This is a genomic window from Tropicimonas marinistellae, from assembly GCF_001509585.1.
GTDB lineage: Bacteria > Pseudomonadota > Alphaproteobacteria > Rhodobacterales > Rhodobacteraceae > Tropicimonas > Tropicimonas marinistellae.
On sequence record NZ_LNCI01000010.1, the window covers coordinates 149,393 to 168,703 of the forward strand.

At 64.0% G+C, this 19,311-nt stretch carries 21 protein-coding genes and 1 tRNA gene; 14 read left to right on the forward strand and 8 right to left on the reverse strand.

The genetic code is table 11. The annotated features are described in order from the left end of the window. Positions 1–158 precede the first annotated feature (158 nt). Complete coding sequence (locus ARC39_RS20150) at positions 159–416, forward strand: hypothetical protein (protein WP_068116980.1); 258 nt, start codon at positions 159–161, stop codon at positions 414–416. On the opposite strand, the gene ARC39_RS20155 is transcribed toward ARC39_RS20150, so the two are convergent. Then, complete coding sequence (locus tag ARC39_RS20155; protein ID WP_068116982.1) at positions 413–1,150, reverse strand: RlmE family RNA methyltransferase; 738 nt, start codon at positions 1,148–1,150, stop codon at positions 413–415. The genes ARC39_RS20150 and ARC39_RS20155 overlap by 4 nt on opposite strands. Before the next feature lie 134 nt (positions 1,151–1,284). Then, positions 1,285–2,397, reverse strand: a complete 1,113-nt coding sequence (locus ARC39_RS20160; RefSeq protein ID WP_068116984.1) for a Ppx/GppA phosphatase family protein — start codon at positions 2,395–2,397, stop codon at positions 1,285–1,287. A gap of 281 nt (positions 2,398–2,678) precedes the next feature. Between ARC39_RS20160 and ARC39_RS20165 the strand changes: the two genes are divergently transcribed. The 8 genes from ARC39_RS20165 (at position 2,679) to ARC39_RS20200 (ending at position 8,635) form a co-directional block, all read left to right on the forward strand. Continuing rightward, positions 2,679–2,975, forward strand: a complete 297-nt coding sequence (locus ARC39_RS20165; RefSeq protein WP_068116985.1) for a virulence factor — start codon at positions 2,679–2,681, stop codon at positions 2,973–2,975. 26 nt (positions 2,976–3,001) lie between these two features. Next, complete coding sequence (locus ARC39_RS20170; protein WP_068116986.1) at positions 3,002–3,928, forward strand: methylenetetrahydrofolate reductase; 927 nt, start codon at positions 3,002–3,004, stop codon at positions 3,926–3,928. An 8-nt stretch (positions 3,929–3,936) separates the two neighbouring features. Next, complete coding sequence (locus tag ARC39_RS20175) at positions 3,937–4,596, forward strand: HAD family hydrolase (RefSeq protein WP_068116987.1); 660 nt, start codon at positions 3,937–3,939, stop codon at positions 4,594–4,596. Then, positions 4,593–5,552, forward strand: a complete 960-nt coding sequence (locus ARC39_RS20180) for a methyltetrahydrofolate cobalamin methyltransferase (protein ID WP_068116989.1) — start codon at positions 4,593–4,595, stop codon at positions 5,550–5,552. Before ARC39_RS20175 ends, ARC39_RS20180 begins: the two co-directional genes overlap by 4 nt. Positions 5,553–5,568: 16 nt before the next feature. Then, positions 5,569–7,608 (forward strand): ASKHA domain-containing protein, encoded by a 2,040-nt coding sequence (locus tag ARC39_RS20185; protein WP_068116990.1) that lies wholly within the window; start codon positions 5,569–5,571, stop codon positions 7,606–7,608. Positions 7,609–7,677: 69 nt separating this feature from the next. Then, positions 7,678–7,751 (forward strand) — tRNA-Gly (locus ARC39_RS20190). Between the two features lie 131 nt (positions 7,752–7,882). Continuing rightward, the gene (locus ARC39_RS20195; RefSeq protein WP_068116992.1) at positions 7,883–8,116 is read left to right on the forward strand and encodes a hypothetical protein; all 234 of its coding nucleotides are present in this window, start codon (positions 7,883–7,885) and stop codon (positions 8,114–8,116) included. 45 nt (positions 8,117–8,161) lie between these two features. Beyond that, positions 8,162–8,635 carry an acyl-CoA thioesterase gene (locus tag ARC39_RS20200; protein ID WP_068116996.1) on the forward strand — a complete coding sequence of 158 codons (474 nt, stop codon included), beginning with the start codon at positions 8,162–8,164 and terminating at the stop codon, positions 8,633–8,635. Between the two features lie 91 nt (positions 8,636–8,726). Here the strand turns inward: ARC39_RS20200 and ARC39_RS20205 are convergent, their stop codons facing one another. From ARC39_RS20205 to zwf, 4 genes are all read right to left on the reverse strand, one after another. Then, complete coding sequence (locus ARC39_RS20205) at positions 8,727–9,023, reverse strand: putative hemolysin (protein ID WP_068116998.1); 297 nt, start codon at positions 9,021–9,023, stop codon at positions 8,727–8,729. A gap of 170 nt (positions 9,024–9,193) precedes the next feature. Next, complete coding sequence (pgi, locus tag ARC39_RS20210; protein WP_068117000.1) at positions 9,194–10,795, reverse strand: glucose-6-phosphate isomerase; 1,602 nt, start codon at positions 10,793–10,795, stop codon at positions 9,194–9,196. Positions 10,796–10,804: 9 nt separating this feature from the next. Further along, entirely contained in the window at positions 10,805–11,476 is a 672-nt protein-coding gene (gene pgl, locus ARC39_RS20215) for a 6-phosphogluconolactonase (protein WP_068117002.1), read from the reverse strand. Then, complete coding sequence (gene zwf, locus ARC39_RS20220) at positions 11,473–12,927, reverse strand: glucose-6-phosphate dehydrogenase (protein ID WP_068117003.1); 1,455 nt, start codon at positions 12,925–12,927, stop codon at positions 11,473–11,475. The genes pgl and zwf overlap by 4 nt, the downstream gene beginning before the upstream one ends. Before the next feature lie 175 nt (positions 12,928–13,102). On the opposite strand from zwf, the gene ARC39_RS20225 reads away from it, so the two are divergent. From ARC39_RS20225 to ARC39_RS20235, 3 genes are all read left to right on the forward strand, one after another. Next, complete coding sequence (locus tag ARC39_RS20225) at positions 13,103–14,050, forward strand: radical SAM protein (protein WP_068117004.1); 948 nt, start codon at positions 13,103–13,105, stop codon at positions 14,048–14,050. Between the two features lie 66 nt (positions 14,051–14,116). Next, a complete protein-coding gene (locus tag ARC39_RS20230; RefSeq protein WP_068117006.1) occupies positions 14,117–14,599 on the forward strand; it encodes a lytic transglycosylase domain-containing protein in 483 nt (160 codons plus the stop codon). A gap of 102 nt (positions 14,600–14,701) precedes the next feature. Further along, entirely contained in the window at positions 14,702–15,184 is a 483-nt protein-coding gene (locus ARC39_RS20235) for a GNAT family N-acetyltransferase (protein WP_068117008.1), read from the forward strand. 61 nt (positions 15,185–15,245) lie between these two features. On the opposite strand, the gene ARC39_RS20240 is transcribed toward ARC39_RS20235, so the two are convergent. Further along, positions 15,246–15,851, reverse strand: a complete 606-nt coding sequence (locus ARC39_RS20240; RefSeq protein ID WP_068117190.1) for a biotin transporter BioY — start codon at positions 15,849–15,851, stop codon at positions 15,246–15,248. A gap of 70 nt (positions 15,852–15,921) precedes the next feature. Next, complete coding sequence (locus ARC39_RS20245; RefSeq protein ID WP_236545317.1) at positions 15,922–16,407, reverse strand: DUF6314 family protein; 486 nt, start codon at positions 16,405–16,407, stop codon at positions 15,922–15,924. A gap of 92 nt (positions 16,408–16,499) precedes the next feature. Between ARC39_RS20245 and purB the strand changes: the two genes are divergently transcribed. Together purB and ARC39_RS20255 are read left to right on the forward strand one after the other, a co-directional pair. Next, positions 16,500–17,807 carry an adenylosuccinate lyase gene (gene purB / locus ARC39_RS20250; RefSeq protein ID WP_068117011.1) on the forward strand — a complete coding sequence of 436 codons (1,308 nt, stop codon included), beginning with the start codon at positions 16,500–16,502 and terminating at the stop codon, positions 17,805–17,807. A gap of 193 nt (positions 17,808–18,000) precedes the next feature. Further along, complete coding sequence (locus ARC39_RS20255; protein ID WP_068117013.1) at positions 18,001–19,290, forward strand: DMP19 family protein; 1,290 nt, start codon at positions 18,001–18,003, stop codon at positions 19,288–19,290. Positions 19,291–19,311 lie beyond the last annotated feature (21 nt).

A 19,311-nucleotide genomic window follows, 5' to 3' on the forward strand; every position in this document is an offset into this window, starting at 1 on the left:
CTTTTCAAGGGCTCGGAGAATCGCTATTGTTAACAGATATTTGTAAGTCAATTGGAAACAGTCGCCTTAAGAGTTCCGAAACCAGGGGTGGGATAGAAACGAACTCGGAAGAATCCTGCCGAAAGTCACGAGTCATCGTTCTGAGGGTTGAAAATTTGATGATGTTGAGCAGCGAAGCCCTGATCGCGCCCGCACGGATGTGCCGCGCGTTCGTATTAAGGATCCTCACAGGGCTGATTGTCGAACTTCCGGCAGACGATTTGCGCGCGCGGGTGTGCGGGCTTCCACTAACCGCACAGATTCCGCTGATCGGTAATTTCATCGTCGTACTCGGGATGGCAACGCTGGTCTTCTCCCACGCCGGCTGGGGCGGTCCGATCGCCTTCTGGCTGACGCTGGCGCTCGTGATCCGCTAGGGTGCGACGGGCTCCTCTTCTTCCGCTCCGGCCGCGGGGCGAAATCCGGTCGCGACCACGAACTTCTCGGAAGAATCCGACCGGCTCGCCGGTGGCTTGACGTTCGCAACCTTGGAAAAACGCTGCTTGAGCAGTTTCTGCAATTCCCCTTCCGCACCTCCGGCCAACACCTTTGCAACGAACGTACCGTTCGGCGACAATACGTCGAAGGCAAAAAACGCCGCTGCTTCGCACAGGGCAATGATCCTCAGGTGGTCCGTTTGCTTGTGCCCGGACGACGCGGCCGCCATGTCCGACATGACCACATCGGCCTGCCCCCCCAACCAGTCCTTGACCCTTTCATCTGCACCGTCCTCGAGGAAATCGAGCACATGGGTCTCGGCGCCGGCAATCGGTTCGACCTCCTGAAGATCGACCCCGACGACCCTGCCCACCCTCTTGCCGGGCTTCTCTCCGAGCGCGTTGACCCGTGAGACCGCAACCTGGCACCACCCGCCGGGCGCACAGCCCAGATCCACCACGCGCGCTCCAGGCACCAGGAAGCGGTACTTGTCATCCAGCTCGAGGATCTTGAAAGCCGCACGCCCGCGATACCCTTCCCGTCTGGCACGCGCGACATACGGATCATTGAGCTGCCGCTCCAACCAGCGCGTGGAACTGAGCTTCCGCCCACGTGCCGACTTCACCTTCACTTTGAGATCGCGCTGCCCGCGCCCGCTCGTTTTCTTCGCCATCTGTCGCCCCTTGCGTCGCGCCAGCAAGTCTTTTTGCCTCCGGCGGGGATATTTCGAGACAGAAGAAGAGTGCAAGCTCCTCAGTTTCTTCTGTCCGAAAATATCCCCGCCGGAGGCAGCCGCCGCAGGCGGCTTCAGAACGGCCCGTCTTCCAGAACGCCGTCCGAAGACATCTGCGCATAGAGCAACCCTTCGCGCAGCCCCCTGTCGGCAACGGACAGCCGATCAGTCGGCCACACACGCATCAGCGCCTGCAGGATCGCCGAACCGGACATGATCAGTGATTGCCGGTCCTTGCCAATTCGAGGATCGGCGCGGCGCCCCGCCTCCCCCAGATCCAGATAGCCGCGGATCACCGCGTCGATCTGGTCGGAGGTCATTCGCAGGCCGTCCACCTTGGTGCGGTCGTAGCGCCTCAGGCCAAGGTGGCTGGCGGCAACCGTCGTGACGGTGCCAGAGGTTCCGATGATCTGAAACCCTTCGCGCGCCTGTTCATGCGCGTATGGGGAGAAGTCGGCGAGTTGTTCTTCGAAATACCAGCTCATGAGTGCAAAACGGCCGGCGTCGTCCTCCACGTCGATAAACAGGTCCTTGAGCGTTGCGACACCGAGTGGAACAGAGATCCAGTCGACAACTTTCGCCGATGGAAACGGGTGCTCGACCGTGTCGAAGCCCTTGTGCAGGCGCATGATCGCCCGCGGCCGATCCGGACCGGGCACCCGGCTGAGATCGATCCAGACAAGTTCGGTGGAACCGCCGCCGATATCGACGACGAGCAATTGCTCCGTCTTCACGGAGACCAGCGGCGCACAGGACACGACCGCAAGCCGGGCTTCTTCTTCGGGACGAATTATGTCGAGCTTGAGCCCGGTTTCCCGCCGCACATAGCGGATGAAGTCACGCGCGTTCTTGGCACGACGGCAGGCTTCCGTCGCCACGAGGCGCATCCGCTGGACCTTGTGTTTCTGGAACTTGGATTTGCAGATCCTCAGCGCCTGCACGGTGCGCGACATGGAGGAGCGTGAGAGCCTGCCGCTCGCCTCAAGCCCGGCGCCGAGCTGCACGGATTTGGAGAAGCTGTCCACGACGTGAAACTGGCTACCCTTGGGCTGGGCAACCAGCATGCGGCAAGAATTCGTGCCGAGATCCAGTGCCGCATAGGGCGCCACCGGATCTGGCGGAGCTAGCGCGGGGGTTACAACCGGCTTCGGGAACGCGCCCGCGCTCACGGGACGCTTGGGCGCCATATCACGCCCTCCATTCGAGTTAAGATCAAGGTAGCGATCGCACCCCGCGGACGCAAGCCCATCTCGCGCCAGCCGCAAGGCGGCAATGCAAGATTGGCAGGCTCATCATGATCATGAGTAATTCGACGGCAACCTGCGCTGTTCGCGGGTCAGGCGGGTGATCTAATTTGCCGCTGGAACGAGTATAGGTCGCAGCCGTTGCCTGCGGCGTCGGAAATCGCCCGCACGTGCCCAGACGGGCCGCGTACAGGGAAACAAGCAGTTGGAAGGATCTGAGTTCCATGCCCGAGGTCACCATCGTCTACTGGCGCGACATCCCGGCCCAAGTCATCGTGGGCAAGGGTCGGCGCGGCGCGAAAGCACCGTTGGCGGAGCGTTTTGAGCAGGCAATAGACCGGTGTGCCATGGCGATCGGAGCGAAAGACAGCGACACCTACCTTGCCGAGTGGCGCAAGGCAGCCCCCTATCCGGTCGAGGGCGCCCCAGCTGAGATAGCCGCCGCGGAAGCTGCCCGGATCGAACGCGAATACGACACCGACCGCCTCAAGCAACTAGTGATCAACGCCGGATGGGACTGACACCGGCCCGAGCATGGGAGACCGTCATGGCTCTGCTACCGTTCCGAAAGGGCAAGACCCAACCCGACAGTTCCACTGCGCTGACGTCGTTCTTGCGTGGTTACTCGGTCGAGGTCATGCCGCGCACTGCGGCGAAGGTGGAGGATTTCCGCGCTCTTCTGCCCGCCGGCACCCGGGTCTACATCGCTCATATCGACGGGACGCCCATCGACGAGATGGTGGCGACCGCGAAACGTCTGGCCGGCGAAGGCTTCGACGTGATGCCGCATTTTCCCGCGCGCATCATCGCCGACACGGCCACGCTCGCTGAGTGGATTGCGCGCTACCAGGGCGAGGCCGGTGTCGACCAGGCGCTCCTTCTCGCGGGCGGCGTGGACGCGCCGCGGGGCGATTTCCATTGCTCCATGCAATTGCTGGAATCCGGTCTCTTCGACCGGGCTGGGTTCACCCGGTTGCATGTGGCGGGGCACCCCGAAGGCAATCGCGACATCGACCCGGACGGCAGCACGAAAAACGTCATGGAAGCACTTGTCTGGAAACAGAAATTCTCCGAGAGAACCGATGCGAAAATGGCGATTGCAACGCAGTTCGCCTTCGAGGCTGGCCCGGTGATCGCCTGGGCCGATGCGCTGCGCGCGGCCGGTGTCGGCTTGCCGATCCACATCGGGATCGCCGGACCGGCCAAATTGCAGACGATGATCAAGTTCGCCGTCGCCTGCGGGGTCGGTCCGAGCTTAAGGGTGCTGCAACGGCGCGCGCGTGACGTGAGCAAGCTCGTCGTACCGTTCGAGCCCACCCAGATTCTCTCCGAGCTTGCGCAGCACAAGGCCGCAAACCCGGAATTTGCCATCGAACGGGTGCACTTCTTTCCGCTTGGAGGTATCAAGGCGACGGCCGCCTGGACGGCCGACCATGGCGGCGCCAAAGCCTGCGCCGCGGCCGCAACCGCTTGAGAGACTTCATGACAACCGCCCTGCTCTTCGACCTCGACGGAACCCTCATCGATTCCGACCCGCTCCACGCTGCTGTTTTTGCCGACATGTTCGCCGCGCGTGGCCGGACCATCGATTTCGGTTTCTACCGCGAACGGATCCATGGTCGGTTGAATGCCCATATCTTTGCCGAATTGTGCCCGGGCGAAGATGCCGAGGCGCTGGCCGATGCAAAGGAGGCCGAATACCGGCGGCGCATTGGCGAGGGGCACCCGCCGATGGCCGGAACCACCGAATTGCTGGACCTTGCCGACTCCATGGGCTGGGCGAAAGCGGTGGTCACAAACGCGCCACGCGACAATGGCGAGGCAGTGCTCGAAGCGCTTGGGATCGCGGAGCGTATCGACACGCTTGTGATTGGCGAGGAATGCGAACGGGCAAAGCCCGATCCGGCGCCCTATGCCGAAGCGCTCCGGCTGCTGGAGGCCGACCCGCAGCGCGCCTTGGCTTTCGAAGACAGCCCGCCGGGTATTCGCTCGGCCGTCGGCGCCGGCATCAAGACAATCGGCCTGCGGTCGCTCCTGGATGACGCGACCCTGCGGGCCGCCGGCGCCGCGCTCACAATCGCCGACTTCCGGGATCCGGCGCTTGCGCCACATATCGAGCAACTCAGAGGAATCGCCGCATGACCCGCACCGTCATCGAAAGCAAGAGCAAGACCGTCACCATCGGCTTCGACGAACCGTTCTGCGTGATCGGCGAGCGGATCAATCCGACCGGCCGCAAGAAACTCGCCGCCGAGCTGGAAGCAGGCGATTTTTCAACCGTCGAGAAGGACGCGCTCGAACAGGTCGCTTGCGGGGCGATGGTGCTCGATGTGAATGCGGGCGTTGTCTACAATTCCAACCCGAACCCGAACGAGACCGAACCGCCGCTCATGCGGAAGGTTCTGGAAACGGTCATGGCGCTGACCGACACGCCTCTTTGTATAGACAGTTCGGTGCCGGGTGCGCTCGAAGCCGGGCTTGAGACCGTTGAGGGCCGTCCGTTGCTGAATTCCGTGACCGGCGAGGAGGAGCGGCTGGAACTCGTGCTGCCGCTGGTGAAGAAGTACAACGTCCCGGTCGTGGCGATCTCCAACGACGATACCGGCATTTCGGAAGACCCGAATGTGCGCTTCGCAGTGGCCAAGAAAATCGTCGAGCGGGCGGCGGACTTCGGCATCCCCGCCCATGACATCGTCGTCGATCCGCTCGTCATGCCGGTTGGCGCCATGGCCACGGCAGGGCAGCAGGTCTTTGCGCTCGTGCGCCGGCTGCGCGACGAGCTCGGCGTGAACACCACATGCGGCGCGTCCAACATTTCCTTCGGCCTGCCCAATCGCCACGGTATCAACGCGGCGTTTCTGCCTATGGCGATCGGCGCGGGCATGACGAGCGCGATCATGAACCCGGTGCGGCCGGGCGAGATGGAGGCGATCCGCGCCGCGAATTTCCTGATGAACCACGACCCGAACGGCGGCACCTGGATCGGCTTTTCGCGGGTGCTGGACGCCGTCAAGGAAGGCGCGACTTTCGCCGAGGCAAGCAAGGCGGCCGCTGCGTCGGGGTCGGGGCGCGGCGGACGCCGCCGACGCAGGGCATGAGACTGCAGCACCGGACATGACGGACCCCTTGGTCATCTTCACGCCATCGGGCAAGCGCGGGCGCTTTCCCGTTGGAACGCCCGTTCTGACGGCTGCGCGTCAACTCGGCGTGGACCTGGACTCGGTCTGCGGCGGGCGCGGCATCTGCTCCAAGTGCCAGGTCACGCCGGCATTCGGAGAGTTTCCAAAGCATGGGGTAACCGTCGCACCCCATGCGCTGTCGGACTGGAATGCCGTAGAAGCCCGCTATGACGAAAAACGCGGGCTGAAGCCGGGTCGTCGGCTCGGATGCCAGGCCGCGATCCAGTCTGACGTGGTCATAGACGTCCCCCCCGAAAGCCAGGTACACCGACAGGTCGTCCGCAAGGCCGCCACGGACCGGGTGATCGAGATGGATCCGGCGACGCGCCGGTATTTCGTCGAGGTCGCCGAGCCGGATATTCACGACCCGTCCGGCGACTTGCAGCGGTTGAAGGACGCACTCCGCGACAACTGGGAGATCGAGTCCTTCGAGGTACCACTGCCGGTACTGGCTGGGCTGCAAAGCGCCCTGCGCAAGGGCAACTGGCAAGTGACGGCCACACTGCTGACTCCGGCTGCCGGTGCACCGCGACTGATCGACGTCGCCCCGGGCTTCGTCGAGGCGCCGCTTCTCGGGCTTGCAATCGACCTCGGCTCGACCACGATCGCCGGACATCTGTGCGATTTGTCGACAGGGGCGGTTCTCGCCTCCAGCGGCATCATGAATCCGCAGATCCGGTTTGGCGAAGATCTGATGAGCCGTGTCTCCTACGCGATGATGAATCCCGGAGGCGCGGCGGAGATGACCGGCGCCGTACGGGAGGCTCTGAACACGCTCGCCGCCGAAACCGCCCGCGAGTCACGGGCCGATCCGGCCGATATCGTAGAAGCCGTGATCGTGTGTAATCCGGTCATGCACCACCTCATGCTGGGGCTCGACCCGACGGAACTGGGTCAGGCCCCGTTCGCTCTCGCGACATCGGAGTCGCTCAGCCTCGCGGCCGACGAACTTGGCCTGAATTGCCTGCATCCCCAGGCGGGCGCCTATGTGCTGCCATGTATCGCCGGGCATGTGGGCGCGGACGCCGCTGCGGTCGCGCTGTCTGAGTCGCCGGAACAGCAGGACAAACTCACGTTGATCATCGACGTCGGCACCAATGCCGAGATCATGCTCGGCAACCGCAACCGCGTGCTTGCCTGCTCCTCCCCCACCGGGCCAGCCTTCGAAGGGGCGCAGATCAGTTCCGGCCAGCGTGCCGCACCGGGCGCCATCGAGCGTGTCGAGATCGCCCCCTTGACCAAGGAGCCGCGCTTCCGGGTCATCGGCTGCGATCTGTGGTCGGACGACCCCGGTTTCTCCGCCGCAACGGCCGTGACCGGTGTGACCGGGATTTGCGGCTCCGGCATCATCGAGGCGGTTGCCGAAATGCGCATCGCCGGCCTTCTCGACGCCTCCGGCCTAATCGGCTCCGCCGAGCAAACCGGTACCTCTCGATGCGCACCCGACGGTCGCACCCATGCCTACCTGATCCACGATGGCAGCGAGGACGGTGGCCCGCGGATCACCGTCACCCAGGCCGATATCCGTGCGATCCAGCTTGCCAAGTCGGCGCTCTACGCCGGCGCGCGGCTCTTGATGGACGAGATGGGCGTCGACCGCGTCGAGCGGATCGTGCTCGCCGGCGCCTTTGGCGCCCATATCAGCCCCAAACACGCGATGGTGCTGGGCATGATCCCCGATGCACCGCTCAACGCCGTGACCTCGGCCGGTAACGCTGCAGGAACGGGCGCGAGGATCGCCCTTCTGAACCACGCGGCACGCGGACGAATCGAGCAGATCGTGCGCCGGATCACCAAGGTGGAAACCGCCGTAGAGCCCCGGTTCCAGGAGCATTTCGTCAACGCCAATGCCATCCCCCACGCCGTCGATCCCTTCCCGGAGCTGGCGCAGGTCGTCGACCTTCCCCGGGTGGGCTTCAACACCGGCGCCAGCGGCGCCGGAGCCGGAGGGCGGCGCCGACGTCGGCGCAATTGACCGCGATTTTAACTGAAATTGTCTATTTGCTTGACGTTTGCGGTAGCCCTGCGTAATCCCGAAAGCCGCGCGGGTGTAGCTCAATGGTAGAGCAGGAGCTTCCCAAGCTTAAGACGAGGGTTCGATTCCCTTCACCCGCTCCATATCCGCGGCAGCCGCCGAAATGGCGGCCTGACGCCCCGGCCGAGTTCTTCGGTTGTATCTCGGTCAAAGGCGTCTCGAATGCCCTGAATGGGCCATTGTCGTTTTCAGGTTCCCAGTTGTGAGTAGCCCGATGGCAAGTTCTGATACGAAACAGTTGAATCTGCGCGCCCGAATCGATCACCACGATATCCTCAGGCGGGTAAACGACCGGCTCAAGAAAGATCCGGTATTCGACCGGGTGCTGCGCGCGCTGCTCGACGACCTCGAGGCAACGGCCTTCATGCCGGTCCGCGAGATTCGGGCGGAACTTCACAAGGTCCACGCGCGGATCGACGCGCTGGAAGATCGGCTCGCAAGCGGGTGAGATCGCCGATATGCCATTCCCATGGCCAAATGACCGGAGACTCGCATGTCGCTGCCCTACCTTACACCTCTGAAACCTGAGGAGCTCGCCGCGTATGGAGTGCCCGGCCAATGGCGCTATGGCGTCGCGGATCGGGTTCGGTTCTCCGAACTCGATGCACTGAATCACGTCAATCACACCGCCTATCTGCGGTGGTTCGAGAGCCTGCGCCTGCCCTATTGCCGCGACTACGGGATTAGCAACTACGACAGTGCCTCACCGGAATTGGTGCTCAAGTCGGTCGAAGCGACCTATCACGCGCCCATGTTCACGAACGAGGCCTATGTTGTTGCGGCCCGGACCGTGAGCTTCCGCACATCCAGTTTCCGGATGGAATACGCCGTCTTCGCCCCGGACCTTCGCGTCGAGGGGGCTGCACTGGTGGTGTTGCTGAAGCGCGACGGAAGCGGACGGTTCCCCCTGTCGGAGGACGTCAAGAACCGCCTGCAAGAGCGTGACGGAGCACGGCCCGACAATTGAATTCGGCAGCGCGTGCCAGCAAAGCGGGCGCGGGCCACTCAGACCCGACCCGCCGCGTTCCGCCGGACGCATGCCCGAGTATCCATTCGGGTCATTCCTTCGCTTTCTCGCGGAAGAACTCCCAGGCGTCCGCCTCTTCGCCGCCTGGCAATATGCACACACCCGACTGGGATCCGTCCGCTACCGTCCGGATCTCGTACTGGCCGCCGCTCTCGACGCAAAACACGGCGGCCGGATTTGGCAATTCAACGGTTGTCGCGTTCGCAACGCGCAGGCCTCCGCGATCGACTGTGGCCCTCGATGAATCTGGGGGAGTTCCAATCGAAATCGCGGGCGTCGCTAGGTAAATTGTGGCGGCAAGCGCAATGGCGGCGTGGTGAATGATCATCGGAAAATGCTCTCTGGCAGGTTGAGGCCAACAACAAGTGCCGGCGGCTCGGTTATTCACCAATCACCGATTCGCCGCCACTGTCCGATTGCTCCGACGGCCTCCAAGGACCGTTATGCCCACCCGCGGGGCGAATGAGGCGGGCAGCGCCAGCCCCCCGATCATCGGCGTCAGCCGTGGCGCCGGACGAAATCGACCAACGCGGCGGTGGAGCCGTCTTTTCCCTCGGTGGATTGCTCGCCCGCGACGATGGGCTCCAGCGCCTTTGCGAGTTCCTTGCCCAATTCCACGCCCCATTGGTCAAACGAGTTGATGCCGAGGATCACCCCCTCCACAAACACCCGGTGCTCATAGAGCGCCACGATCTGCCCAAAGACCTCGGGGGTCAGCAGCGGATAGGCCAGCGTCGTTGAGGGCCGGTTGCCGGGGAAAACGCGGTGGCGGGCCTGCCGCTCCAGTTCCGCGCCTTCGAGCCCCTTGGCCTTCATGATCTCCGTCGCTTCCTGAAGCGACCGGCCCCGCAGCAGGGCCTCCGATTGTGCCAGGCAATTGGCGACCAGAAGCCGGTGCATATGGGCCAGATCGTCCTCCTGGCCCTTGGCCCCCACCATGAATTCGCACGGCACGACGCCTGTGCCCTGATGGATGAGTTGATAGAAAGCGTGCTGGCCATTTGTGCCCGGCTCGCCCCAGACGATCGGGCCGGAGACGACCTCCAGATCCTTGCCGTCCATGGAGACGCGTTTGCCGTTGCTCTCCATTTCCAACTGTTGGAGATAGGCCGGCAGGCGGATCAGCCGCTGCTCGTAGGGCAGCACGGCGCGGGTCGGATAGCCACAGACCTGGTGGTGCCAAATGCCGACGAGCGCCAGCAGGACCGGCAGGTTCTCGTGGAAATCGGCGGCCTGGAAATGCCGGTCCATCGCCTGCGCCCCGCGCAGGAAGGCGCGGAAGGCCGGCCCGCCGATGGCGATCATCAGTGAAAGGCCGATCGGCCCCCACATGGAATAGCGCCCGCCCACCCAGTCAGCGAAACCGAACACGCGGTCAGCGTCGATGCCGAAGGCGGCAGTCAGATCGAGGTTCGACGACAGCGCCGCGAACTGCCCGGCGGGGTTCTCGACCGTCTCCGACATCCAGGCCTTGGCCACCTGGGCGTTGGTCATGGTCTCGATGGTGGTGAAGGTTTTCGAGGCCACGATGACCAGCGTGGTGCGCGGGTCGAGCGGGCGCAGGACGTCCGCGATATGCGCCCCGTCGACATTGGAGACGAAATGCGTTCGCGGCCCGTCGGCATAGGGCGAGAGCGCCAGTGTCGCCATCACCGGGCCGAGGTCAGACCCGCCAATGCCGATGTTGACCACATCGGTGATCTTGCCGCCCGCCCCCGTGAAGGCGCCGCTGCGCACCTCCTCCGAAAAAGTCTCCATCCGGTCCAGCGTGGCCAGAACCTCCGGCATCACATCCTGCCCGTCCACCATGACCGGCCCGCCATCGAGGTTGCGCAACGCGGTGTGCAACACCGCCCTGCCCTCGGTCTCGTTGATCTTCTCGCCCCCGAACATCGCGTCCCGGCGGCCGGCCACATCGGCGGCTTCTGCGAGCCCGATGAGTAGCTCTAACCCGGTGGCGTCGATATTCGTTTTCGAGAAATCGAAGTACATGTCGCCAAAGCTGGCGGAGAAGGCCGACGCCCGTGCCGGATCGTCGAACAGCGAGAGGATGGAGCGCTCCGAGACCGAAGCGCCGTGGGATTTCAGCTCATTCCACATCGGGGATACCTATTCTGCCCAGTGAACGGTTGCGTCATTCAATACGGTTTTCACCGGCGCTTCGCGAGGCGACAAGGTGCGCGCCCGCTCCAGCGCCGCCCGTTTCTCCGGCCCGGTGATCAGGATATGGGTCGAGAGCGCCCCCTGCAGGACCGGCGCCGTGAGCGTCATGCGCGGTTCGCCCGCGGCCTCGGCACGCAAGGCCATCACCGGCGGCGCGTCGTCTGACAACGCCTCGTCAAGCCGGTCGGCACCCGGGAAGAGCGAGGCGGTATGCATGTCGCCCCCCATGCCGAGCAGCAGGACATTGATCGGCAGAACCTGCCGAACCTGCGCCGACAATTCCTCCAGCGCTTCCTCCGGCGTTTCCGCGTCCAGATGCAGCGACTGCAACCGGGCGGCCGCCGCCTGCCCCACCAACAGCCGCTTGCGTACCAGCCGCGTGTTGGAGCGCGGATGATCCTCCCCCACCCAGCGCTCGTCGCCAAGTAGGACAGTCACACGGTCCCATTCGAGCTTGGACGCCGAGAGCGAATCGAAGGCCGGCCCCGGCGTGGTTCCGCCGGGCACGCAAAGCGTGGCGCGCTCCTGGGTCAGCAGGGTGTTCTTCAACTCGCTCGACAGCCGGTCGGCGAGATTGATCATCATCAGATCGCGGTCTGGGTATTCGATGAACTTCATGGCCGGATCTCCCTCCATCGCCTGCCGTCCCGGTGCAACAGCATCAGCGCGTCCTCTGGCCCGGAACTGCCCTGATCATAGGGGCTCGGCACGTGGCCGCGCGCTTCCCAGTCGGCAATCACCGGATCGGTCCAGGCCCAGGCCGCCTCAACCTCGTCGCCGCGCATGAACAGGGTCTGGTTGCCCCGGATGACATCCATGATAAGCCGCTCGTAGGCGTCCGGTATATCCCCTGCCTGCTCGCCGAGCGCTTCGGCAAAGGACATGTCGAGCGGCACATCGATCAACCGCATTCCGCCCGGCCCGGGCTCCTTGATCGTCACCGACATCTGCATGCCTTCGTTGGGCTGCAACCGGATCGAGAGCACGTTGGAATGCCGGCCCTGTGGCACATCGAAGATCGAATGCGGCGCATCTTTGAACACAATGGCGATCTCGGAGGCCCGCGCCTTCAGCCGCTTGCCCGTGCGCAGGTAGAAGGGCGTGCCCGCCCAACGCCAGTTCGACACTGCCAGCCGCATCGCGATGAAGCACTCCGTGCGGCTTGCCGGATCGCCCACATCCTCCAGGTAGCTCGGTCCGCCGGGCCCCTCCCGGTACTGTCCACGCACGATGTCGTCGGGCCGAATGCCGTCGAGCGCGCGGATTACCTTGAGCTTTTCGTCCCGTACCGCGTCCGGATCGTATCGCGACGGCGGTTCCATGGCGATCAGGCACAGAAGCTGCAGCAGGTGGTTCTGCACCATGTCCCGCATTGCCCCCGACCGGTCATAGTATTCACCACGCCCGCCCACGCCCACGGTTTCCGCAACGGTGATCTGGATGTGGTCCACATACTGGCTGTTCCACAATGGCTCGAAGAGCATATTGCCGAAACGCACAGCCATCAGGTTCTGGACCGTCTCCTTGCCGAGGTAATGATCGATCCGGTAAATCTGCGTTTCGTCGAAATGCGCGGCAAGGCTCTCGTTCAACGCACGGGCCGAGGCCAGGTCGTGACCGAAAGGCTTTTCCACCACGATGCGCGCCTTGTCGTCGGCGATGCCACGGTGCTTGAGCCGCTCCGCGATCGGGCCGAAGAGCGACGGCGCGACGGAGAAATAGAACGCGTGGACGGCATCGGGGCGCATCCGCAGCCTCAGTTCTTCCCATCCGTCATCGCCGGTCGCGTCTACCTTCACGTACCCGAGAAGGTCGAGGAACCGGGCAACCTGCTCGGCGTCGAGAGCTTCCGATGGCATGAATTCTTCCAACGCCTCGCGGACCAGCGCTCTGAAACCGTCGTCATCCAGGTCACTTCTGGCAGCGGCGATCAGACGCGCCTCGGGCGGCATCTGCCCATCCGCGAGCCGCCGATAGAGTCCGGGCAAAATCTTGCGCCGAGCGAGATCCCCCGTGCCACCGAAGATTACGAGATCAAAGGTTTCTACCGGAATGATGCGTGCGACCATGTCCATGCTCCTGCTGTCGCCGGCCACCTGGCCTTGCGCCCCTTTGTTAGCGCAAACATCACGCCACTCCAACCCATCACAACGGCGTCAGCGGAGGCCGCGCCCCTTTCGTATCCCGATAGCAGTATTTAGCTCTTGGCGGAACGGAACGCATTGAAGCATCGGAATTGCGGACATGAAAGACATGGCGGGGCCGAATGCTGGCAAATTCCGCGACCCGTCGTTCACTCTGGACGGCGCGCAGCGTGCTCAAATCACGCTCAACAATCCCAAAACCCTTTGGTTCAACACCGGCACGCTCTGCAACATTGAATGTCGCAACTGCTATATCGAGTCGTCCCCTGCAAATGATGCGCTCGTTTTTCTGACCGCCCCGGAGATTGCGGGCTTTCTGGATCAATTGGACGAACAGCGCTGGCCGGTTTCGGAGATCGGCTTCACCGGTGGCGAGCCCTTCGTGAACCCCGAGATGACCGACATGGCCAGGCTTTGCCTGGAGCGCGGCCACGACGTGCTGATCCTGACCAATGCGATGCGGCCAATGATGCGCCCGACCGTGCAAGCCGGCTTGCAGGGGTTGCGCGCCGCGTTCGGACAGCGCCTCACACTCCGCATCTCACTCGATCACTGGTCGCCGGATCGGCACGACGAGGAACGCGGGAAAGGCAGTTTCGCCAAGACGCTCGAAGGCATGATCTGGCTCCGCGACGCAGGCATCCGCATGACAGTGGCCGGCCGTACGGTTTGGGGTGAGCGCGAAGCGGAGACGCGTGCGGGCTTCGCTCGCCTCTTTGCCGCGCATGGCTTCGATGTTGACGCGTACGATCCCGCTGCGACGGTGTTGTTCCCGGAAATGGACACGAGCGTCGATGTCCCGGAAATAACGACTGCCTGCTGGGCCGTCCTCGGCAAGGACCCGAACTCGCTCATGTGTGCAAGTTCCCGCATGGTCGTCAAACGCCGTGGCGCGGCACGTCCCTCGGTGCTCGCGTGCACGCTCTTGGCCTATGACCGTCGGTTCGAGTTGGGAGAGACACTGGCAGAAGCCGAGGGACCGGTGCCGCTCAACCACCCCCATTGCGCGAAATTCTGCGTGCTGGGCGGGGCAAGTTGCTCTGCCTGAGAGCCGACACTTGCCGAAACAACCCGCAACGGGCAATTCTGGCGCAAATCACTGCCGGAGCCAGCGATGCCCCAACTGCCCATCGTGCCCTTTTCCATTCTGCTTGCACTTCTCCTCGCGGCTTGTGGCGATGGTGGAGAGACCAGCCGCCGCCAGGGCTTTCCGCAGGACTACGGAACCCGGCTCCATCCGAACGAAACACCCGAGTTGCGGGCGTTGATCAACAAATACGCGACCGAATACGATCTGCCGCCGTCGCTCATCCACCGCCTTGCAATCCGGGAGAGCACGCATCGCCCCTGGGCCCGCAACGGGCCATATTACGGGCTTCTACAGATTCTCCCGCAAACCGCCCGCACCATGGGCCACGAGGGTCCGCCCTCGGAATTGCTGGATGCCGAGACCAACTTGAAATACGCCGGAAAGTACCTGCGAGGCGCCTGGCTCGTCGCCGATGGCGATCCCGACGAGGCAATTTCCTGGTACGCGCGGGGCTATTATTACGAGGCCAAGCGGCTCGGAATGCTGGAAGAAACAGGGTTGCGGTGAGGCCCGCGCACAAGATCTTGATCTCTCGGCAGCGCGCATGTCTTGACGCGGAACCCGGACGTGACCGATTGGCCTATTCTCCAATCATGTGAGATCGCGCCAATGACCCCAGTCTCCCCAGACCTAACCTTTTCCCGGCTGCCGGCGGTGCCCGCGGAACAGATCCTGGCGCATATGTCGGACCCGCGTCTTGCCGAACACATGCCGCTTCTGACCGGCGCGTGGGACCTCGCGACCGTGGAAGCCTTCGTCGCCGCAAAGGAAGCTTGCTGGCAACGTGACGGGCTCGGCCACTGGGCCTTCCTCCACAAAGGCGCATACGCCGGCTGGGGCGGCTTTCAGAAAGAGGGCAATGAGTGGGATTTCGGCCTTGTCCTGCGGCCCGAGTGTTTCGGGTTGGGTGCCCGTATTGCGCGCGCGACGCTGGCGGCGGCACGGAACGACCCGCGCATTCCTTTCGTGACATTTCTGCTCCCGCCTTCCCGGCGCCACCTCGGCGCGTTGAAACGGTTGAATGCGCGGAGCCTGGGCGAGGTCGAACATGCCGGCGCGCGGTTCCTCAAGTTCCGGCTGGAAACCGAGTGACCCCCAAAAGCAAAGAGCGCCGCAATCGCGGCGCTCCCAATCCTCACGTCCCTTGAATGTGTCAGCCGCGGGCTTTGCCCACCAGCTTCCACGCAGCGGGCAACAGCAGCGCGGCCAGAGCCAGCTTGAGAGCGTCGCCGACGAGGAACGGGGTCAGGCCCCATGCCAGGATCGGTTGGTCCCAACCGTAGAGTTGGCCGAGCCACAACAGGCCGGGAACGTAGATCAGCGCATTGCCGACCAGCATCGCAACGGCCATTTTCGACGCGGAGCGATCCCACCCGAGGCGAGCGAACCAGCCCAGTGCAACGGTGGCCAGCACGTAGCCAACGAGATAGCCGCCGGTGCCGCCCATCATGTACTCAAGGCCGTTCATCTCCGCGCTGGTACCGGCGAAGACGTCGAAGCCAAGCGCGCCGATGATCATCCAGCCGAGCATGGTGGTCAGGCCGAGGCGCGGGCCATAGGCGGCCGCGATGGTCAGCACGCCGAAGGTGCCGAGGCTGACCGGGACGGGCGAGCCCGGAACCGGAAACTTGATCTGCGCGGAAACCGCCAGCAGCGTGATGCCGAGCACCACCAGAACCGCTTGCTTCACACGAAGCGCCGTCCCCTCGCTGGGGCCGATCGCCTCCACGAGTGCCTTGTCGAAAGTTGCCTGGGCCATGTCCCCGGTCTCCTCGTCCGAATTGGTGTATCCTCGTTTGATTTGCCGCAAAGCGGCGCGCTCCGCAAGGTCACCCACGGTGATACCGGCTTTGCATTGTGTAGTTCTTTCGCGGCCCATCGACGCTCCAGCGGCAGGACCAGACCGGCCAGGCACTGAAATCGTAGCGCACGCGGTAGCTGTCCGGATCGCACCAATGCGCGGCGATTGGACGCTCCGCCGGGCTGAATTCGTGAAACTGGCGCCCGTCTTCGAAGAACACCGCGATTGCCGCGCCACGCGGCTCCCAACGGTAGCGGCGCGTCGCCTGAATCGGCGCGGTGCCGAGGCCCCGCAACATGCCCGTTTCCGCGTAATCGAGCCCGCCGCCGCTGGGCGTGAACTGCGCGTCCCCCTCGAAGTGCAGAACCGAACCGGCCCGGTGATCGTCGATCCGGCGCGTGATACACCAGGACCCGGCGAAGTCTTCCAGCCGCGGTTGCGTGCCCCCCTGCATGGTCTTGTCCTTGTCGCGGTCGCTCTCAACGGTGATGCCAGCGCCGCGTGCCTGCGGCAAGGCCCCGTTTTCTGCGACGCCAGCCCGCTTGCCGATCCGTGGCGAAGCCTCTATGCCCTGCCCCGCATGTCAATTCATCCGAGGGCCCGCCCATGATCCCCCGCTATTCCCGTCCCGATATGGTTGCCATCTGGTCGCCCGAGACCAAGTTCCGCATCTGGTACGAGATCGAGGCCCATGCCTGCGACGCCCAGGCCGAACTTGGCGTGATCCCGAAGGAAAACGCCGAGGCCGTCTGGAAGGCCAAGGACGTGGAATTCGACGTGGCTCGGATCGACGAGATCGAAGCGGTCACCAAGCATGACGTCATCGCCTTCCTCACTCATCTGGCCGAGATCATCGGCAATGACGAGGCGCGGTTCGTCCATCAGGGCATGACGTCGTCGGATGTGCTCGACACGTGCTTCAACGTCCAACTCACCCGCGCCGCCGACATTCTGATCGCCGATGTGGAGGGGCTGCTCGCCGCGCTCAAACGCCGCGCCTACGAGCACAAGGATACGGTCCGCATCGGTCGCAGCCATGGCATCCATGCCGAGCCCACCACCATGGGTCTGACCCTCGCCCGTTTCTACGCCGAGATGGACCGCAACCTCTCGCGCCTGCGCGACGCACGGGCCGAGATCGCCACCGGCGCAATCTCCGGCGCCGTCGGCACCTTCGCCAATATCGACCCGGGCGTGGAGGAGCATGTCTGCGCGAAGATGGGGCTCGTGCCGGAGCCAATCTCGACGCAGGTTATCCCGCGCGACCGCCACGCGGCCTTTTTCGCCACGCTGGGGGTCGTCGCCTCCTCGATCGAGAATATCGCCACCGAGATCCGCCACATGCAGCGCACCGAGGTCCTGGAAGCCGAGGAGTTCTTCTCCAAGGGCCAGAAGGGCAGTTCGGCCATGCCGCACAAGCGCAACCCCGTCCTGACCGAAAACCTGACCGGGCTCGCGCGGCTGGTGCGCATGGCGGTCGTCCCGGCGATGGAAAATGTCACCCTCTGGCACGAGCGGGACATCTCCCACAGCTCCGTGGAGCGAAACATCGGCCCGGACGCGACGGTGACGCTCGATTTCGCACTCGCCCGGCTGACGATGGTGATCGACAAGCTGGTGGTCTACCCCGACAACATGCTTGCCAACATGAACAAGTTCCGCGGTTTGGTGATGAGCCAGCGGGTGCTGCTGGCGCTGACCCAGGCCGGGGTAAGCCGCGAGGACGCCTATGCGCTCGTGCAGCGAAATGCCATGAAGGTCTGGGAAGAAGGCAAGGATTTCAAGGAAGAGCTGCTCGCAGACACCGATGTGCGCGCGGCGCTGTCCGCCGAGGCGATCGAGGAGAAATTCGATCTCGGGTATCACACCAAGCACGTGGATACGATCTTCGCCCGGGTCTTCGGCGACGGGTAAACAGGTGCCGCACGCGTAAGGCGATAGAATCGGGCCATTTCTGTGCGGACCAACGCCGGAATTGGCGCGTTCTCGCACCCTCAACCTCAGCCCGCAAATTACCGCCACCGCTCGACCACAAATTCGCCCACCTCGCATCCTTCTATCCGGCCCGTGGCCTCGCCCCGGGCCACGGGAGATGCACGAGGTTCCCATGCTCCAGAAACTCTTCTCGCGTTTGCGCCCTGCGACGGAGACGGACGTCCACGAAACCACCGAGCGCGCACGGCAGCTCCGGCACATCGTTGTGCCCAAGTCCGCTCTCGACACCGCCGAGAGCGATCCCTTTCGCATCGTCGGCGCCGTCGTCGACTATGTGAATCACCTCGTCTCCAGCGGGCACTACACCCGGGACGAGATCCCGCCCGAGGCAATCCAGGCCTATCACTGCGACTACTACTACGCACAGGTCACCAACGGCGGCCATGCCCAGTTCGTCGGCAACAGCCTGCGCAACCTCGAGTTCGTATTGTCCGATATCGACGAGGGCCTACGCACGGCAGGGGCGGACGACTACCTCGCAATCTTCGCAAAGATGGGCGAATGGATCCTGGCAAATCCGAAGGACGCCCGGAAGCAAACCGGGTTCGAGGGCGGAATCGCACCGGAGCTCGAAGCGCTCGACGCGCCGTTCTATGCGCTCGATGACAATCCGGGCATGACGGAATATCTCGCGCGCTGGATCTCGGGGCTGCCAAACCTGAAGATCGTGGAGGACGACGCGCTTCCGACCGTCATGCGCGAGATCACTGCGCGTCACAGCGACCGCGACCCGGAGGCGATTGCCCGCGACATCGCGCGCATTTCAATGCAGCTCACCGACCCGACGCACCTGGGTTTCGGCCTCGTCGGAGCATCGAAGTCGCCGCCCGAGCCCCTTGTTCAACTTGGCGGCGCATCGCAGATGCGGATATCCGAACACCGCGAGGACCAGGTCTTTGTCTTGCGCACCGTGGCCGGCCCGCGGTTCGGCGTGCAGAGCGCGCGCGGGTTCGAGTTGTTCGAACGGATCGAGGGCGACAATTCGCACCTGCCCCGGCTCAGCAGTCCGCAGGACCTCGCCGATGTTTCGCTGGACGAGGTGCTCTCCTTTCATCCGCCCACGGTTGGGCCGCGCCTCGCCTATGTTCCGCGCAAGATGGCCGAGGTCGCCGCCCTTGTTTGCGAGCGGTTCCGCGCCGCCGCCGCAATCGACCTGATGTTGCGTAGCCTGCCGCGCACGCCGGAGATCGATTACGTCTCCGTCCGGAGCGTCGGAAAGGGCAGCGATGGCAAGATCGGCACCACGATCCTCGTCGTTGCCGACAAGGCGCGGACAGCCTTCTGTGCTGTCATCGAGGCCGGCGATGCGAAACTGCTCGCCGAGCCGTCGCACGACGTGCTGGTAACCGCAACGCGGGCCGAGATCGAGGAGCACGCGCGGACCTACATGTTCGACGGCTGAACCGGCAGGCTGGCCACTGCC

Excerpts from the sequence above, each read along its gene's own strand:
- ARC39_RS20150 (WP_068116980.1), top strand. The coding sequence starts at position 159 with ATGATGTTGAGCAGCGAAGCCCTGATCGCGCCCGCACGGATGTGCCGC.
- ARC39_RS20155 (WP_068116982.1), bottom strand. The coding sequence starts at position 1,150 with ATGGCGAAGAAAACGAGCGGGCGCGGGCAGCGCGATCTCAAAGTGAAG.
- ARC39_RS20160 (WP_068116984.1), bottom strand. The coding sequence starts at position 2,397 with ATGGCGCCCAAGCGTCCCGTGAGCGCGGGCGCGTTCCCGAAGCCGGTT.
- ARC39_RS20165 (WP_068116985.1), top strand. The coding sequence starts at position 2,679 with ATGCCCGAGGTCACCATCGTCTACTGGCGCGACATCCCGGCCCAAGTC.
- ARC39_RS20170 (WP_068116986.1), top strand. The coding sequence starts at position 3,002 with ATGGCTCTGCTACCGTTCCGAAAGGGCAAGACCCAACCCGACAGTTCC.
- ARC39_RS20175 (WP_068116987.1), top strand. The coding sequence starts at position 3,937 with ATGACAACCGCCCTGCTCTTCGACCTCGACGGAACCCTCATCGATTCC.
- ARC39_RS20180 (WP_068116989.1), top strand. The coding sequence starts at position 4,593 with ATGACCCGCACCGTCATCGAAAGCAAGAGCAAGACCGTCACCATCGGC.
- ARC39_RS20185 (WP_068116990.1), top strand. The coding sequence starts at position 5,569 with ATGACGGACCCCTTGGTCATCTTCACGCCATCGGGCAAGCGCGGGCGC.
- ARC39_RS20195 (WP_068116992.1), top strand. The coding sequence starts at position 7,883 with ATGGCAAGTTCTGATACGAAACAGTTGAATCTGCGCGCCCGAATCGAT.
- ARC39_RS20200 (WP_068116996.1), top strand. The coding sequence starts at position 8,162 with ATGTCGCTGCCCTACCTTACACCTCTGAAACCTGAGGAGCTCGCCGCG.
- ARC39_RS20205 (WP_068116998.1), bottom strand. The coding sequence starts at position 9,023 with ATGATCATTCACCACGCCGCCATTGCGCTTGCCGCCACAATTTACCTA.
- pgi (WP_068117000.1), bottom strand. The coding sequence starts at position 10,795 with ATGTGGAATGAGCTGAAATCCCACGGCGCTTCGGTCTCGGAGCGCTCC.
- pgl (WP_068117002.1), bottom strand. The coding sequence starts at position 11,476 with ATGAAGTTCATCGAATACCCAGACCGCGATCTGATGATGATCAATCTC.
- zwf (WP_068117003.1), bottom strand. The coding sequence starts at position 12,927 with ATGGTCGCACGCATCATTCCGGTAGAAACCTTTGATCTCGTAATCTTC.
- ARC39_RS20225 (WP_068117004.1), top strand. The coding sequence starts at position 13,103 with ATGAAAGACATGGCGGGGCCGAATGCTGGCAAATTCCGCGACCCGTCG.
- ARC39_RS20230 (WP_068117006.1), top strand. The coding sequence starts at position 14,117 with ATGCCCCAACTGCCCATCGTGCCCTTTTCCATTCTGCTTGCACTTCTC.
- ARC39_RS20235 (WP_068117008.1), top strand. The coding sequence starts at position 14,702 with ATGACCCCAGTCTCCCCAGACCTAACCTTTTCCCGGCTGCCGGCGGTG.
- ARC39_RS20240 (WP_068117190.1), bottom strand. The coding sequence starts at position 15,851 with ATGGCCCAGGCAACTTTCGACAAGGCACTCGTGGAGGCGATCGGCCCC.
- purB (WP_068117011.1), top strand. The coding sequence starts at position 16,500 with ATGATCCCCCGCTATTCCCGTCCCGATATGGTTGCCATCTGGTCGCCC.
- ARC39_RS20255 (WP_068117013.1), top strand. The coding sequence starts at position 18,001 with ATGCTCCAGAAACTCTTCTCGCGTTTGCGCCCTGCGACGGAGACGGAC.